Source organism: Lapillicoccus jejuensis (assembly GCF_006715055.1).
In the GTDB taxonomy this organism is placed as follows: domain Bacteria; phylum Actinomycetota; class Actinomycetes; order Actinomycetales; family Dermatophilaceae; genus Lapillicoccus; species Lapillicoccus jejuensis.
In genome coordinates, this window is the sequence record NZ_VFMN01000001.1 from 511651 (window position 1) to 526959 (window position 15309).

The 15309-nt window shown below is 73.4% G+C and carries 15 protein-coding genes; 3 read left to right on the forward strand and 12 right to left on the reverse strand.

What is annotated here, in order from left to right; genetic code table 11:
* Window position 1: 1 nt before the first annotated feature.
* The 8 genes from FB458_RS02440 to FB458_RS02475 are packed head-to-tail and all read right to left on the reverse strand — an operon-like array spanning window position 2 to window position 8358.
* A complete protein-coding gene (locus FB458_RS02440; RefSeq protein ID WP_141846458.1) occupies window positions 2-1309 on the reverse strand; it encodes an MCE family protein in 1308 nt (435 codons plus the stop codon).
* Window positions 1306-2346, reverse strand: coding sequence for an MCE family protein (locus tag FB458_RS02445; protein ID WP_141846460.1), 1041 nt, complete (start codon window positions 2344-2346; stop codon window positions 1306-1308). The genes FB458_RS02440 and FB458_RS02445 overlap by 4 nt, the downstream gene beginning before the upstream one ends.
* Window positions 2343-3359 (reverse strand): MCE family protein, encoded by a 1017-nt coding sequence (locus tag FB458_RS02450; RefSeq protein WP_141846462.1) that lies wholly within the window; start codon window positions 3357-3359, stop codon window positions 2343-2345. The genes FB458_RS02445 and FB458_RS02450 overlap by 4 nt, the downstream gene beginning before the upstream one ends.
* The gene (locus FB458_RS02455; RefSeq protein ID WP_141846464.1) at window positions 3356-4375 is read right to left on the reverse strand and encodes an MCE family protein; all 1020 of its coding nucleotides are present in this window, start codon (window positions 4373-4375) and stop codon (window positions 3356-3358) included. The genes FB458_RS02450 and FB458_RS02455 overlap by 4 nt, the downstream gene beginning before the upstream one ends.
* Entirely contained in the window at window positions 4372-5670 is a 1299-nt protein-coding gene (locus tag FB458_RS02460) for an MCE family protein (RefSeq protein ID WP_141846466.1), read from the reverse strand. Before FB458_RS02460 ends, FB458_RS02455 begins: the two co-directional genes overlap by 4 nt.
* The gene (locus FB458_RS02465) at window positions 5667-6509 is read right to left on the reverse strand and encodes an MlaE family ABC transporter permease (protein ID WP_141846472.1); all 843 of its coding nucleotides are present in this window, start codon (window positions 6507-6509) and stop codon (window positions 5667-5669) included. The genes FB458_RS02460 and FB458_RS02465 overlap by 4 nt, the downstream gene beginning before the upstream one ends.
* Window positions 6509-7348, reverse strand: coding sequence for an MlaE family ABC transporter permease (locus tag FB458_RS02470; RefSeq protein WP_170185551.1), 840 nt, complete (start codon window positions 7346-7348; stop codon window positions 6509-6511). Before FB458_RS02470 ends, FB458_RS02465 begins: the two co-directional genes overlap by 1 nt.
* Complete coding sequence (locus FB458_RS02475; RefSeq protein ID WP_141846475.1) at window positions 7345-8358, reverse strand: ABC transporter ATP-binding protein; 1014 nt, start codon at window positions 8356-8358, stop codon at window positions 7345-7347. The genes FB458_RS02470 and FB458_RS02475 overlap by 4 nt, the downstream gene beginning before the upstream one ends.
* A 281-nt stretch (window positions 8359-8639) precedes the next feature.
* On the opposite strand from FB458_RS02475, the gene FB458_RS02480 reads away from it, so the two are divergent.
* Window positions 8640-9860, forward strand: coding sequence for a helix-turn-helix domain-containing protein (locus FB458_RS02480; RefSeq protein ID WP_141846477.1), 1221 nt, complete (start codon window positions 8640-8642; stop codon window positions 9858-9860).
* Window positions 9861-9874: 14 nt separating this feature from the next.
* On the opposite strand, the gene FB458_RS02485 is transcribed toward FB458_RS02480, so the two are convergent.
* Entirely contained in the window at window positions 9875-11092 is a 1218-nt protein-coding gene (locus FB458_RS02485; protein WP_141846480.1) for a hypothetical protein, read from the reverse strand.
* Window positions 11093-11252: 160 nt separating this feature from the next.
* On the opposite strand from FB458_RS02485, the gene FB458_RS02490 reads away from it, so the two are divergent.
* Together FB458_RS02490 and FB458_RS02495 are read left to right on the forward strand one after the other, a co-directional pair.
* A complete protein-coding gene (locus tag FB458_RS02490) occupies window positions 11253-11900 on the forward strand; it encodes a hypothetical protein (protein WP_141846482.1) in 648 nt (215 codons plus the stop codon).
* Complete coding sequence (locus FB458_RS02495; RefSeq protein ID WP_141846483.1) at window positions 11897-12565, forward strand: hypothetical protein; 669 nt, start codon at window positions 11897-11899, stop codon at window positions 12563-12565. Before FB458_RS02490 ends, FB458_RS02495 begins: the two co-directional genes overlap by 4 nt.
* Here the strand turns inward: FB458_RS02495 and FB458_RS02500 are convergent.
* From FB458_RS02500 to FB458_RS02510, 3 genes are read right to left on the reverse strand one after another with little or no spacing between them, the layout of a single operon-like run.
* Window positions 12559-13605 (reverse strand): DUF2891 family protein, encoded by a 1047-nt coding sequence (locus tag FB458_RS02500; protein WP_141846485.1) that lies wholly within the window; start codon window positions 13603-13605, stop codon window positions 12559-12561. The genes FB458_RS02495 and FB458_RS02500 overlap by 7 nt on opposite strands.
* Entirely contained in the window at window positions 13602-14576 is a 975-nt protein-coding gene (locus FB458_RS02505; RefSeq protein ID WP_141846487.1) for a DUF979 domain-containing protein, read from the reverse strand. Before FB458_RS02505 ends, FB458_RS02500 begins: the two co-directional genes overlap by 4 nt.
* Window positions 14573-15283 carry a DUF969 domain-containing protein gene (locus FB458_RS02510; RefSeq protein WP_141846489.1) on the reverse strand — a complete coding sequence of 237 codons (711 nt, stop codon included), beginning with the start codon at window positions 15281-15283 and terminating at the stop codon, window positions 14573-14575. The genes FB458_RS02505 and FB458_RS02510 overlap by 4 nt, the downstream gene beginning before the upstream one ends.
* Window positions 15284-15309 lie beyond the last annotated feature (26 nt).

A 15309-nucleotide genomic window follows, 5' to 3' on the forward strand; every position in this document is an offset into this window, starting at 1 on the left:
ATCAGCCCCGCCCCCCGGTGCGGGTGGGCGTCGGTGAGGGCGTGGGCGTGGGGGTCGGCGTGGGCGTCGACGTGACGACCGGCGTGGGCAGGCCGGGGGCGACCGAGGAGGTCGGCGGCAGCAGCATCGGGGGCGGGCCGATCGTCGTCGTGCCCGTGCCCGTGCCCGTGCCCGTGCCGGTAGCCGCGCCGGTGCCCGTGCCGGTCGACGAGGACGGGACGGGCGCGGGGGTGCCGCAGCCGGCGAAGGGGACGTCGGTCGCGCAGGACCCGGGGTAGGCGCTGGGCCAGCCCGCCCCGGAGGTGTCGTTGGGGATCGTCGTCCCCGGGGTCGAGAGGTTGGTGACCAGGAAGGTGTTGACGTAGTCGCCCTTGATGGCGCCGAGGACGCTGTCCGGGAAGGGGAAGGTCGCGAGGATCTGCAGCGACGCGGGCAGCGACTGCCCGGCGGCGGCCAGCTGGCCGAGGATGGGGTCGAGTCGCTGCAGGTCGGCCACCATCGCGTCGCGGCTGCGGTCGAGCGTGCTCACGGTGACGGTGGACAGGCGGTCGAGCGCGGCCAGCATGGCGACGAGCTGCTGCCGCTGGTCGGCGATGACCTGCAGCCCCGGGGGCAGCTTCGCCAGCGCCGTGGTCAGCTGCGTGGTGTTCGCGTCGAGGGTGCGACCGAGCCGGTCGAGGCTGTCGAGCGCCGAGGTGATCGAGGCCTTGCGGGTGTCGAGCGTCTTGACGAAGGAGGCCATCTGGGTGAGGAAGGCGCGGATGTCGGCGTCCCGCCCGGAGGACACCGCGGCGAGCTCCTTGCTGATCTCCTGGAACTGCGCGAGCCCACCGCCGTTGAGCAGCAACGAGAGCGCGCCGAGGACGCGCTCGGCGTCCACGGCCTCGGACGTGCCCTCGACCCCGATCCGGCGGGTCGAGCGCAGCGATCCCGTGGCGGCGGACGAGGGGCGCGACAGGGCGACGTACTTCTCGCCCAGCAGGCTGGTCTGGGTGATCCGGGCCGTGGTGTTGGCCGGGAGGTCGACGTCCCCGCGCAACAGGAGGGTGACGTCGGCGACCTTGCCGTCGGTGCCGAGGCCGATGTGCGAGACCCGGCCGACCGGCACGTCGTCGAGCTTGACCGCCGCCTGCGGGACGAGGTCGAGCACGTCGGAGAACTGCGCCGTCACCTCGTAGCCGTCGCGGCCGACGGCGACGCCGCCGGGCAGCGGGACGTCGTACACCCCCTGGGTGCCGAGGCTGCAGCCGGCGAGACCGAGCAGCGCGAGGACGGCCACGGCGAGGGCGAGCGGTCGACGGGTGCTCACCGCGTGCCTCCCGTCGCGCCGGTGACGGACGGCAGGAACGTCGGGGGGGCCGCCGCGGCCGCCGCCCCCTGACCCCAGACGCCGATCTCGTTGAGGTCACCGCGGCTGTTGAGGGTGCCGGTGCTCGGGTCGTAGGCGTCGAGGAAGTTCTGCAGGTCGGTCGGGACGGTCGCGGAGATCTTCTCGAGCGCCGCCTTCTGCGCGGCCAGGGTGGCCGCGGTCCGCTGGAGCCCGTCGACACCGCCCTTGATCGACGCCCGGTTGTCCCGGACGAACGTCTCGACGAGGGCGAGCGCCTGACCGAGCTGCTGGACGGCGGCGGCGTAGTCGGCCTTGTCCTGGGCGAGCGTCGTCGACACCTGCGCGAGCCGGTCGTTGAGCGTCGCGACCCCCTGGTCGTTCTTCACCAGGGTGTCGTTGAAGCCCTGCAGGTTGCTCACCGTGCCGAAGAGGTCGCTCTGCGAGCCGTCGAGCGTGGCGGCGGCCTTGCCCAGCTCGGTGACCGCCTGCCCGAGGTCGGCGCCGTTGCCGTCGAGGTTGCGCGCCGAGGTGGTGAGCAGCCGCGACAGGGAGCCCTGGCGGTTGGCCCCGTCCGGCCCGAGGGCGGTGCCGAGGTCCTTGAGCGCGGCGTACATCTGGTCGAGCTCGACGGGGGTCGCGGTGCGCGAGACCGGGATCGTCGTCCCGCTCGCGATGGTCGCCGCCCCGCGCCGGGCCGGCGTGAGCTGGACGTAGCGGTCGCTGACCAGGCTGGGGGCGATGGCGACCGCCGAGGAGTCGGCCGCGACCCGGGTGCCGGGGTCGAGGCTCATCCGCACGGTCACGGTGGTGCCGGTCGGCGTGATCGAATCGACCGTCCCGACCTTGACCCCGAGGACCCGCACGTCCGAGCCCTCGTACACCCCGATCGTCGTCGGGAAGACGGCGCTGACGCGGACCGCGTCGTCGCGGGTGCGCAGGAACGCGACGACCCCGACGGCGAGCACGAGCACGAGGACGCCGGCGACGGAGAGCACGCGGCGCAGCGGGAGGGTCATCGCTTCGCCCCCGTCGTGGGCGCGCAGGTGCGCTGGGCCGTTGCGTCGAGCACCGGCGCCCCGCTGCTGTCGAAGAGCCCGCAGATGTAGCCGTCGAGCCAGCGCCCGTTGCCCGTCGCGTCGGCGAGCATCGCGTAGTACGGCGCCGCCAGCGACAGCGCCCGGGCCAGGTCGGCCTGGTGCCGGTCCAGGACCGCGGCGACCGCCTGGAGCTTGTCGAGGGCGGGCTGGAGCGTGGCCTGGTTGTCCGTGACGAGGCCGCGCACCTGCTGGGCGAAGGTCTGCGTGCTGCGCAGCAGCGTCGTGATCGCCTCGCGCCGCTGCTGGAGCTCACCGAGCAGGAGGTTGCCGTCCTGCACGAGCGCGGCCACCTGCGGGCCGCGCTCGTCGAGGGTGGCCGAGATCTGACGGGTGTTCTTCAGCAGGGTGGCCAGCTGGGCGTCGCGCGAGCTGATCGTGCGCGACAGCGCGGTGAGACCCTGCAGCGCGCCCCGCACCGAGGCGGGCGTGTCGGCGAAGGCGTCGGACAGCACGTCGAAGCTCTGGGCCAGCTGCGCCGTGTCGATCTGCTCGACCGTGGTCGTCAGGCCGCTGAGCGCCTGCTGCACGTCGAAGGGCGACGTCGTGCGCGAGGCGGGGATGGCCACGGACGGGTCGAGCTCCTGGCTGCCCAGCGGGTCGACGGCGAGGTACTTCTGCCCGAGGGCGGTGCGGATCTTGATGGCCGCGGTGCTGCGGTCGCCGACCCAGGCGTCCTTGACCTGGAAGTCCACCTCGACGACGTCGTCCTGCAGCGACACCCCGCTCACCTGGCCGACCTTGACGCCGGCGATGCGCACCTCGTTGCCGGTGCGCAGCCCGGCCGCCTCGGTGAAGTACGCGCGGTACGTCGTCCCCGCGCCGACGAGGGGCAGGCTGCTGGAGTAGAAGACGAGCAGGCCGACGACGGCGAGCACGAGCAGCCCGACGACCGCGACGACGACGGGGTTGCGCGACGAGAACGAGCGCCTCATCCGCGGCACCTCGCCTCGACCGGCTTCGCGCCGACGCCTCCGTAGTAGCCCTGCGGCACGGGGATCCGGCCGGTGACGGAGCAGAGGTAGAAGTTCATCCAGGACCCGTAGCTGGTCGTGCGACCGAGCGCGTCGAGCTTGACCGGGAGCGTTCCCAGGAACTGGTCGAGCTGCGGGGTGGTCGACAGCGTCCCCGACACCGCCCCGAGGCCGTCGATGGAGGATCGCAGCGGTGCGCGGCTGTCCTGCACGAGGCCGCCGACGCTCGTCGTCAGCGAGCCGATGCTGCTGATGGCGCTGCCGATCTGCGCCCGGTCGGCCGCCAGGCCCGACGTCAGCTGCTGGAGGGTGACGAGCATCGCGGACAGCTGCTCGCTGCGGGCGTTGACGGTGGTGAGCACGGTGTTGAGGTTGTCGATGACCTGACCGATGACCTGGTCCTTGCTCGCGAGCGTCTGGGTGAAGGTCGCCGTCTGGCTCACCAGCGTCTGCACCGAGCCGCCCTCGCCCTGGAAGACCTGGATGATCTCGTAGGACAGCGAGTTGACGTCCTGCGGGGACAGCGCGGTGAAGAGCGGCTGGAAGCCGTTGAAGAGGACGGTGAGGTCGAGCGCCGGCTGCGTGCGGTCCAGCCCGATGGTCGAGCCCACCGGCAGCGCGTCCGCGGGCGACCCCGATCCCTGGTCGAGGGCGACGTACCGCTGCCCGACGAGGTTGCGGTAGCGCAGGATCGCGCGCACCGTCCGCGCGAGGCGGACGTCGGGCTCGACCGAGAGCCCGACCCGGGCGGTGCGGTGGTCCTGGATCGTCACGTCGGTGACGGTGCCGATGCGCACCCCGGCCATCCGCACGTCGTCGCCGACGTTGAGGCTCGTCGCGTCGCTGAACAGGGCGACGTACGACGACCCGCCACCGGACGAGCCGTTGGCGATGACGACGGCCAGCACGCCGGTCGCGAGGACCGTGACGACGACGAAGGCGATGCTCTTGAGCAGCGGCCCGGTGATCGACCTCATCGGCGCGTCACCACCGAGCCGCGCAGCGCGGGGCCGAGCAGGAGCGAGGAGAACCCGGGGAAGGCCTGCGGCGACGTGCCGGCGTCGGGGGCGACGAGCTCCGCGATCCAGGCGTTCTCGGCGGGTGAGTTGGCCAGGCCCAGGCCGGCCGCGGCCGACGGGAGCGCCACGCCCGCACCGGTGCCCGAGGCGGCCGGGGCGGCGTACGCCTGGGTCGTGCCGTCGGGGGCGACGACCGACCGACCGGTCGGCACGTAGGGGCAGCGGGGCCCGCCGGCGGCGGTGGGGACGACGGCGTCGCGCCCGCTGACGTACCGCCCGCGCGAGGGCACGATGCTGAGGGTGCCGTGGACCCCCGGCTGGTCGGTGCCCTTGCCCAGCGCCCGGTCCATCGGTCCGACGAGGGCGGTCAGCGCGGCCAGCGTGCAGGGGAACTCGCTCGCGTAGCGGGCCGTCGTGTCGAGCGCGGGGAGGCTGTCGCGCGACAGCGCGATGATGGTCGAGGAGTTGTCGCCGACCCAGCCACCGGTCGTGTTGGCCGACGAGACGACCGTCGCGTAGAGCGAGGCGAGCTGCTGCTGCTGGTCGACCTGCGTCTGCGCGAAGGTCGTGAGGTCGTCGAGCGCGGCGAGCAGGTCCGGCGCGGCCTGCGTGTAGGTGTCGGCCACCGACGACAGCGCCTGGAGGTCGTCGGCGATCCTCGGCACCCGGGGCTGGAGCCGCTGCACGTAGGCACCGAGCTCGGACAGGGACGAGCCGAGGTCGCGACCGCGTCCGCGCAGCGCGCCGGACACCTCGCCGAGGGTCGACGCCAGCTTCTCCGGCTGCACGGTCTGCAGCAGCGGCAGCAGGTCGTCGAGGACGCGCTGCAGCTCGACCGCCTCCGCCGACCGGTCCTCGTGGATGGTGGCACCGGCCGCGATCATCGGCCCGGACGCCGCCCCGCCACCGGGGACGACGAGGCTGACGTAGCGCTCCCCCAGCAGGGTCTTGGGCAGCAGCCGCGCCTGCACGTCGGCGGGGACCTCGCCGGTCTGCGCCGGGTCGAGGGCGAGGTCGAGCACCGCGCCGGTCGCCGAGGCGGAGATGCCCGTGACCCGTCCCACGAGCACGCCGCGCATCTTGACGTCGGCCCCGGCCCGCATGGCGTTGCCCGCCGTCGACGCGGTGAGGGTGACGGCGACGGTGCGCTCGAAGGTCTTGCCGTACGCCGCCGCGACCCCGGCCAGCAGCAGGGCGAGGACGAGCAGGTAGACGAGCCCGGCGACGACGTCGCCCCGGCGCAGCGCGGTCATCCGGCGATCCGCACCGTCGTCGTGGCGCCCCACAGGGCCAGCGAGAGGAAGAAGTCGATGACGGCGACGGTGACGATGCTGCGGCGCACCGCGGTGCCGACGGCGATGCCGACCCCCGCCGGGCCGCCGCTGGCCTTGAAGCCGTAGTAGCAGTGGATGAGGATGACGAGGACCGCGAAGACGACGACCTTGACGAAGGACAGCAGGATGTCGACCGGGGGCAGGAACAGGTCGAAGTAGTGGTCGAAGGTGCCCGCCGACTGGCCCTTGAAGACGACGGTGACCAGCCGCGAGCCGGCGTACGACGTCAGCAGCCCGACGACGTAGAGCGGCACCACCGCGATGAACCCGGCCACCATCCGGCAGGTCACGAGGTAGGGGATCGTCGCGACGCCCATCGCGTCGAGGGCGTCGATCTCCTCGCTGATCCGCATCGAGCCGAGCTGGGCGGTGAAGCCCGAGCCGACGGTGGCGGCGAGCGCGAGCGCCGCGACGAGCGGCGCGATCTCACGGGTGTTGAAGTAGGCGGAGATGAAGCCGTTGAGGGTCGACGTCCCGATCTGGTCGAGGGCGGCGTACCCCTGGAGACCGACGACGGTGCCGGTGAACAGGCTCATCGCCACCATCACGCCGATGGTGCCGCCGATGACCGCGAGCGCCCCGGAGCCGAAGCTGACCTCGGCGAGCAGGCGGACGACCTCCTTGGGGTAGCGGCGCAGCGCCACCGGCGTGAGCCCGACGGCCCGCAGGTGGAAGCGGACCTGGGCGCCGAGGCCGGCGACCCAGCGCACGGGGTGCCCCCAGGGCGACTCGAGCAGCAGGTCGGGGCGGGTCGCCATCAGGTGCCCTTGGCCGGGACGACCTGCAGGTACAGCGTCGTCACGACGAAGTTGACGAAGAAGAGCAGCAGGAAGGTGATGACGACGCTCTGGTTGACCGCGTCGCCCACGCCCTTGGCGCCGGGCGCCGGGTGCAGACCGCGGTAGCAGGCGACGACGCCGGCGATGAAGCCGAAGATCAGCGCCTTGAGCTCACCGACGTAGAGGTCGGGCAGCTGGGCCAGCGCCGAGAAGCTCGCGAGGTAGGCACCGGGGGTGCCGCCCTGCAGGACGACGTTGAAGACGTAGCCGCCGACGACACCGACGACCGACACCATGCCGTTGAGCAGGACCGCGACGAGCATCGAGGCGAGCACCCGGGGGACGACGAGCCGCTGCACCGGGGAGACCCCGAGCACGGTCATCGCGTCGATCTCCTCGCGGATGGTCCGCGCGCCGAGGTCGGCGCAGATCGCCGCTCCCCCGGCGCCGGCGATCATCAGCGCGGTGACGATCGGGCTGGCCTGCTGGATGACGGCGAGCACGCTCGCCGCGCCGGTGAACGACTGCGCCCCGAGCTGGACGGTGAGGCTGCCGAGCTGGAGGGCGATGACGGCACCGAACGGGATGGCGACGAGGGCCGCCGGCAGGATCGAGACGGAGGCGACGAACCAGAACTGCTCGAGCAGCTCGCGCCACTGGAACGGTCGCGCGAAGGTCAGCCGGACCGCGTCGAGCCCGAGGGAGAAGAGCTGACCGGTGCCGGTGAGGGCCCGCTCGAGCACGCCGCCGGGCGGTGCGGGGTAGGGGATGTCGTCGTCGTCCGCGGGCAGGACGGGGTCGAGGCCGAACGCGGTCACGGGACCGCCGTCCCGGCCGCGTGGAGGTCGCGCCAGCGGGCCGCCTCCGGGGCGGGCGCCGCGGCGAGGATCTCCTCGCGCTGGCGCGCCGGGAGAGCGTGCAGCAGATCGGTGACGCGGTGGGCGCGGCGGGCCTCGCCGGGCCGGTCGGGCAGCCCGCGGCTGGGCCGCATCTGCGGCACGAGGCCGCGGATCGTCTCGTCGTCCTCCTCGATGGTCTCGGCCTCGAGGGCGGCCGTCGCGGCGTCCTTCTCCTCGGACATGCCGATGGGGCCGAGTCGGCGGCCGTTGAGGAACTGCTCGACGACCGGCTCGTCGCAGGTGAGCATGACCTCGCGTGGCCCGAACATCACGAGCCGGCGGTTGAAGAGCATGCCGAGGTTGTCGGGCAGCCGTCGGGCCAGCTCGATGTTGTGGGTGACGATGAGGATCGTCGTGTCGAGCTCGGCGTTGAGGTCGACGAGGGTCTGGGCGAGGTAGCTGGTGCGGACCGGGTCGAGCCCGGAGTCCGGCTCGTCGACGAGGATGATGTCCGGGTCGAGGACGAGGGCCCGGGCGAGGCCGGCGCGCTTGCGCATCCCCCCGGAGATCTGGCCGGGCAGCTTGGCCCCCGCTCCCGCGAGCCCGACGAGCTCCATCTTCTCCTCGACGATCCGCCGGATCTCGCTCTCGCCCTTGCGGGTGTGCTCGCGCAGCGGGAAGGCGACGTTGTCGTACAGCGAGAGCGAGCCGAAGAGGGCGCCGTCCTGGAAGAGGACGCCGAAGCGCTTGCGCACCTCCTGCAGCTCCCGCTCGCCGCAGGAGATGACGTCGACGCCGTCGACGCGGACGGTGCCCCGCTCCGGGCGCACGAGACCGATGAGGGTCTTGAGGAAGACCGACTTGCCGGTGCCCGACGGTCCGAGCAGCGCGCTGATCTCCCCGGCGGGCAGGGTGAGCGAGACGTCGTGCCAGATGTTCTGGCGACCGAACGACTTCGTGAGGTGCTCGACCTCGACGGTCGCCCCCATCGCACCTCCTCTGCCACCTGCCCCGCTGACCTGACGGAGAGTAGGCAGCGCCCGCACCCCCGGGCAAGCAGTCCGGTCAGGTCCCTACCGGGCGGTAGCAACGTCCGGTCATCCACACGGTGTCCAGGAGGCGACCGGGTGCAGATGACCGGACGGACCGGTCACGTGATCCGGTCAACTGGCCGGATCCGTCCAGGCGCCTATGGTCAAATGGTCAGGTCCCGCGCAGACGCGGGGCCGCCGGCCGGTCCCCGCGCCCGGCCGAGCCAGGAAGGACCCCGATGAGCACGGTCACCCGGCCGGTGCGCGACCCGCGCCGCCATCCCGTGTCGGCTCCGCTGCCCGACCGGGCCGCGCAGATCCACGCGTGGTACCTCGCGCTGCCGGCCGTCGACGTCGAGCGCCTCGTGCACGACGTGGACGTCCTCGTGCGGGACGTCGCGCCCGCCTTCACGGACCAGGCGAACCGCCGGAGCAACTCGACGACGGAGTTCGTCGAGCGGGCCTTCACCTCGTTCACCACCTACCTCGCCGACCCGCAGAGCGCGGCCGCCGAGATCGGGCCGGTCTTCGCGGGGGTCGGGCGCCAGATGGCCGTCGACGGCGTGACCATCGAGACGATGCAGCGCACGCTCGAGGAGGCGTCGGGCCTCATCGTCGGGCGCCTCGAGCACATGATCGACCGGCACCCGCTCAAGGCCTCGCTCGCGCTGCACCTCGTCGCCATGCTCACCGACTACCTGGCCCGGCTGCGCGAGCACGTCGAGGCGGGGATGCGCAGCATCCAGCCCGACGACCCGGGCGGTCCGCGCCGCGACCGCGCGATGATCTTCCGCTTCCTGCGCACGGGGGTGACCCGCGACGCCGTGCAGGCGTTCACCGACCGCACCGGCATGGTCGTGCCACCCCGGGTCGCGGCCGTCTGCGTCGTCGGGGCCCGGGAGCCGCTCGCCACCCTCGCGCCGCTCGACGAGCTGGGCTACCTGCCGGCGACGGGCCCGCTCAGCGAGCTGCTGCTCGTCCCCGAGGACCTGCCCGCCGTCGAGGTCGCCGCGCGCGGGCTGCGCCCCGGCGACCGGATCGTCGTCGGCCCGACCGTGCCCGCGACCCGCGCCGTGGAGTCCTTCGCGGTCGCCCGGGCCGCCCGCAGCCACCTCGACAGCCCGACGCTGCCGCGCACCCCCGTGCTGCGCTGCGACGAGCACCTCGTCGAGCTGCTGCTGCTCGGCGACCACGTCAGCCCCGCCTCCCTGGTCGAGCGCCGGCTCGCGCCGCTCGCGCAGGTGCCCGAGAAGGACCGCGAGCAGTACGCCACCGTCCTCTACGCCCTGCTGGCCAGCGGCAAGTCCGTGCGCCAGCTGGCGCGCGACCTGCACTACCACCAGCAGACGCTGCAGGCCCGGGTCAACCGGCTGCGGGCCGCCTACGGTCCGGAGCTCGACGACCCCGACGTGCGGCTGGAGATCATGCTGGCCCTGCGCTGCGTCATGGGCGGTCGCTGACCGGGCGGCCGCTCTCAGGGTGCCGGCGCGTCCGCGTGCGGCAGCAGCGGCAGCGGCGCGGGGGGCAGGTTCGGCGTCCACGACGGCGGCTGCGACGGCACCTGGCCCGGCTGCGACGACACCGGGCTCGGCCGCTGGCAGGCGAGCACGGGCTGCGGGGTGCAGCCGAGGAAGCCCTGCCCGAGGGCGCCCTGGTTGAGGTGCACCGCGTTGGACGGGCCCGACAGGGCGTTGGTGAACAGGGGTGAGAGGTCCTCCCCGCCGGCGCCCCGGCAGCCCGTGAACGGCGGGATCGCCAGGGTGCCGTAGAGGTCGCCCCCGAAGATGGGGCTGTAGAAGCCGGGCGGCCGGGTCGGGTCCGGCTGACCGAACTTGGACACGACCGAGACCGTCACCGGCGTCGTCGTCGTGCACGCGCTGCCGACGTCGAGCGGCTTGCCGTCGACGAGCACGTCGCGCAGGGTGAGCAGCAGCTGCCCGGTCATCGTCACGTCGTACTTGGTGTCGTTCGGGCAGACCCCGCCGCAGGCCGAGGTGTCCTCGTAGACGTTGACGACGAGCGGCACCGGGGTGCCGAGCGGCTCGGCGGCCGTGCGGTTCTCACGCGGCTGCGCGAGGGACACGGTCGTGCGGACCGGCACCATGCCGAAGGCGAGGGTCGTCGCCGTGAGCGGCGGCAGGACGCCGTACGGCGGGTCGGTGCCGGCCGGCGAGTGGACGTAGACGAGGTTGACGTAGTTGAGGACCGTCTGGAAGTGCTTGATCTTCTTCACCGGCGACGGCACCTGGTAGCGCTGGTGGCTGACCTGATCGACGTCGACGAGGCTGATCGGGAGGGACACCGCGAGCTTCGGGCGGCCGGCGTCGACCGCCCCGGCGACCAGGGCGCTGTCGGTCGTGCCGAACTGGATGTCGGTGACCTTGTTCGGGTTCTTCTCCCCGAGCGGCAGCTGAGTCTGCACCTGGTGGAACAGCGGCAGGCCCGGCGCCGGGGCCGTGTCGGCGGCCGCGCTCGTCGGCAGCAGCGAGCCCCCGACCGTGGCCGCGAGCGCGACGACGAGGGCCGTCGCGGCCCGCCAGCGCCGTGCCGTCACGTCCACCTCCAGCCGACCGGGCCCCTCGTCGGGCGCGCCGCGCTCCCGGCGCGGCGTGCGGGGATCGTACGGCGACGCCGGGCAGCCGGGCGAGCGGGCGGCGCCGAGCCGGCCCGCCCCCGTGCGGGATCCGTGCACCTGAGCCACCTGGTCGCCGCCCGGCCGCGCAGGTGAGTGGACTTCGGGGCGGGTTCCCGCCGCCCCCTCCCCCGGCGGCGCCCGACGCTCCTAGGGTCACGCCACCGGTCGCACGACCGATCGCACACCTTCGAACGACGATGTTGGGAAGGAACCCTCCATGCTCCGTCGCACCACCCTCCTGGTCGGCACGCTCGCCGGCGCCTCCGCCGTGGTCCTGTCCGCCGGCCCCGCGCTCGCCGCCACCACCTACACGGTCAAGGCGGGCACCACCACCAGCGGCTCGACCGCCTACTCCGCGGCCACCACCGGCGCCGGTCAGCAGATCAAGTTCACGACGTCCAAGGGCCTCAACCTCGGCTGCGACTCGGGCACGGCGTCCGGGTCGGTCAAGCTCGGGTCCAAGCTCTCCGGCACCGGCCTCGGCACCATCTCCGGCTCCACCTGGACCAACTGCATCGGCCCGGCCGGTCTCAAGCTGGCCGTCACCCAGGTCGGCACGTGGAGCATCAACGCCAAGGGCACGACGACCGCGACCGGCGTGACCGCGGGCACGATCGGCAACATCGTCGCCAACGTCGGCGACGCCGCCGGCGCCTGCAAGTTCACCGTCTCCGGCACCGTCAAGGCCGCTGTCACGGCGACCGCCACCAAGCAGCTGCTCAAGGTCAAGCCGACCACCGGCGCGCTCACCATCAGCAACGTCGCCGGCTGCTTCGGCGCCGTGGCCAACGGTGACACCGCCTCGTTCGCGGCGACGTACAAGATCACCGCCGCCGCCGGCAAGCTGTCGATCTCGAACCCGTGAGCGCCGCGACCCGGTCCACCCGGGGTCGGCGCGTCCCGCGCCGGTTCCTCGTGGGAGCGGTCGCCGGCTCGGTCGCCGCGGGGGCGCTCGCCCTCGCGGCGGCCCCCGCCCAGGCGGCGGGAGGGCCGACGATCACCGTGCTGTACGACGCGGTCGGCTCCTCGACCGTCAGGAGCACCGGCAGCGTGGTCCCGCTGGGGCCGACCACGCTGACGACCGTCGTCTCCGGCGACGGCACCTTCACCGGCTCGCTCCCGCTGCCCCCGCAGCGCACCTCCTTCAAGGCCCTCGGCCTCCTGCCGGTGACGGCGACCGTGACCTTCGAGCCCGCCGGCGGCAAGCGGCAGGTCACCGGCACGCTGCTGCCGGGCAAGGTGCGCTCGAAGGCGCGCTACTACCTGCGGCTCAGCGACGTCACCGTGGCGGGGCTCCCGGCCTTCGTCGGCGACAGCTGCCGCACCGTCGACCCGGTCGTCATCCCCGCCACCACCCCGAAGGGGCAGACGTTCGACCTGACGAACGGCGGCACCCTCACGGGCACCTACACGATCGGGCAGTTCGCCACCTGCGGCCTGCAGACCCCGATCATCAACGCGCTCATCCCGGGCGCCGGCAACACCGAGACGATCACCCTCACCAACGGCAGGGTCGTCTCACCTCAGTGACCCTGCTCGCCGGCCGTCTCGGCGAGGAGGGCGAAGGAGACCAGCCAGTGGGTCGACATGAAGTCGCCGCCGGTGATCTCCTGCTCCACCTGCTCCACGCGGGCCCGGGTCGTCCCCTCGACCCGGGCCCGACGCGCGTCCGCGTCCGCCGCGTCGACGCCCGGCAGGGACGGCGCCAGCCCGCGCAGCTGCCAGGCGCGCGAGAGGCTCAGGCCGTGCAGGTGCACCGCCTTGCCGTCCGTGGGGTCGAGCACCCGGGTCGGCGCCAGGAGCGGGTCGTCGGCGGAGCCCAGCCCGGGGAGGAACCCGGCCAGCCAGGGCCGCAGGTCGGCCGGGGTCAGGACCCGGCGCAGGAGGTCGGCCTCGCTGAGCGCCGGGGAGAGGAAGTCGCTCCCGCCGGGCTCCCACGCGACCGGGTAGTCGCGGTCGGCGCCGTACCAGTCCGCAGCCCGCTCCCCCACCGCCGCGACGACGTCGTCCCGACCGAGGACGCCGGCGGCCTCGTGGACGAGCGCGAGACCGAACGCGGTGTTGGCGTGCTCACCGCTGCGCACCGGGTAGGCCAGCCGCGGCAGCCAGTCGAGGACGAGGTCGGCGACCGCGTCGGCGAGCGGCCGGGTCGCCTCCGCCCACGAGGCCGCCTGCGGCACGGCGCTGCTCGTCGTCGCGGCCGCCAGCATCATCGCCCACGCCCAGCCGTAGGGGCGCTCGAAGTGCGGGTGCGCGCGCAGGTAGTCCGCCTCGACCGTGACGTGCGCGGGGGTGAGCCGGGCGTCGAGCTCGGCGACGAGCTCACGCCGTACGGCGTCCTCGAGGTGCTCCCCCGCGAGGTCGAGCAGCCGCACGCCCGACCACTGCATGTGCACCGACGAGTGCCAGTCGAACGAGCCGTGGAAGGACGGGTGCAGCCGGGTCGGCGTGACGTCGACGTCGTCCGGTCCGCGCGCGACGTGCTGGGCCGCATAGGGGTACGTCGTGCGCAGCACCTCGACGACGGTGCGGGCCCAGCCGGGCGCTCGGTCCCGGCGCCAGTCGCTCATCGCGGGAAGGCCGCGAGGGCCATGACCGCGGTGGTGCCGACCCACAGCGGGACGGCGGTGGGCAGCTGCGCCTTGATCGGGCCGTACTGGTCCTTCAGCTCCAGCAGCGCGGCGGGGACGAGGTTGAAGTTGGCGGCCATCGGCGTGACGAGCGTGCCGCAGAAGCCGGCGAGCATCCCGATGGCGAAGACCGCGGGCGGGTTGCCGTGGTACTGCTGCACGAGCACCGGCCAGCCGATCGCGGCGGTCATCACCGGGAAGGCCGCGAAGGCGTTGCCCATGACGATGGTGAAGACGGCCATCCCCAGGCAGTAGACGACGACCGCGAGCAGCCGCTGGCCGTCGGGCAGGACGGCGTGGGTGACCCTGCCGACGGCGTCGCCGACGCCGGCGGTCGTGAAGAGCAGGCCGAGGGTGGCGAGGAACTGCGGCAGGATCGCCGCCCACCCGATGTGCCCGAGGAGCCGGTCGCCCTCGCGGAACGGGACGACGACGCTGCGAGGGCGGAAGATCGCGAGGGCCACCGCCACCCCGACGAGGGCGGCGGCGCCGAGACCGATGATGGTCTCGGACTTCGGCTCCAGCAGCGGCCGCCCGCCGAGGCTCACCTTGGCCAGCACCGCCCCGAAGAGGACGGCGACGACGGGGATGACGAGCGCGGGGACGAAGAGCCGGTTGCCGAAGCGCTCGGCGAGCCCGACCCGCTGCTCGTCCGTGGTCGTGTCGGTGGAGCCGCGGCCGGGGAACCCGAGGGCGGCGAGGACGACGAGGACCAGGACGGCGACGCCCTCGATCACGGGCGGGGCGGTCTTCGCGACGACGTACGTGCCGTAGACGAAGGTGAAGGCGAGGACCGCCCAGAAGGCCGCGCTGCCGAGCCGCTTGGGGTCGCTCCGGTCGCTCAGCCGCAGGACGGCGACGACGAGGAAGACCGCGGCGACGAGCCAGTAGACCCACTCGACCTTGATCACCGGGCCACCTCCCCGGCCGGGGCGGGCTCGGGTCGCTCGGCCGCCACCCAGCGGCCGAGCACCCGGTCGAGCCAGAGCATCCGGGTGCCGTGGACGACGAGCGCGATGACCGCGCTGGGGATCGCCCACAGCGCGATCTGCAGGGCGTCGAGCTTGAGCCCGTACGTCGTGTCGACGAAGCCGGTGATGAGCAGGATCGAGCCGACGGCGACGAAGATGTCCTCGCCGAAGAACAGCCCGACGGTGTCGGCCGACGCGGCGTAGGAGCGGACCTTCTCGCGCGCCCGTTCCGGCAGGGGCCCGTGCACGCGCTCGGCGGCCGCCTCGGTCATCGGCGCCACGATGGGCCGCACCGCCTGCGCCGGGCCGCCGACCGCGGTCAGCCCGAGGGCCGCGGTCAGCTGGCGCACGAGCAGGTAGGCGGCGAGCAGCCGGCCGGCGGTCAGACCCGCGAGCCGGCCGATGAGGCGGCGGGCCTGGTGCTGCAGGCCGTAGCGCTCGACGAGCCCGATGACCGGCAGGACGACGACGAAGACGGTGACGGACCGGCTGCCGGCGAAGCCGGTGCCGAAGGCCTCGACGATCCGCAGCGGGCTGAGGTGCGCGATGAGGCCGGCGACGACCCCCGCGACGGTGACGACGAGCATCGCGTTGAGCCGGAGGGCGAAACCTACGACGACGACCGCGACGGCGAGAAGAACCCACATGACGCGGCACTCTAGGAGTTGTTCAA

Coding starts and splice junctions, on each gene's coding strand:
- FB458_RS02445 (WP_141846460.1), bottom strand. CDS start 2,346: ATGACCCTCCCGCTGCGCCGCGTGCTCTCCGTCGCCGGCGTCCTCGTG.
- FB458_RS02450 (WP_141846462.1), bottom strand. CDS start 3,359: ATGAGGCGCTCGTTCTCGTCGCGCAACCCCGTCGTCGTCGCGGTCGTC.
- FB458_RS02455 (WP_141846464.1), bottom strand. CDS start 4,375: ATGAGGTCGATCACCGGGCCGCTGCTCAAGAGCATCGCCTTCGTCGTC.
- FB458_RS02460 (WP_141846466.1), bottom strand. CDS start 5,670: ATGACCGCGCTGCGCCGGGGCGACGTCGTCGCCGGGCTCGTCTACCTG.
- FB458_RS02465 (WP_141846472.1), bottom strand. CDS start 6,509: ATGGCGACCCGCCCCGACCTGCTGCTCGAGTCGCCCTGGGGGCACCCC.
- FB458_RS02475 (WP_141846475.1), bottom strand. CDS start 8,358: ATGGGGGCGACCGTCGAGGTCGAGCACCTCACGAAGTCGTTCGGTCGC.
- FB458_RS02480 (WP_141846477.1), top strand. CDS start 8,640: ATGAGCACGGTCACCCGGCCGGTGCGCGACCCGCGCCGCCATCCCGTG.
- FB458_RS02490 (WP_141846482.1), top strand. CDS start 11,253: ATGCTCCGTCGCACCACCCTCCTGGTCGGCACGCTCGCCGGCGCCTCC.
- FB458_RS02500 (WP_141846485.1), bottom strand. CDS start 13,605: ATGAGCGACTGGCGCCGGGACCGAGCGCCCGGCTGGGCCCGCACCGTC.
- FB458_RS02510 (WP_141846489.1), bottom strand. CDS start 15,283: ATGTGGGTTCTTCTCGCCGTCGCGGTCGTCGTCGTAGGTTTCGCCCTC.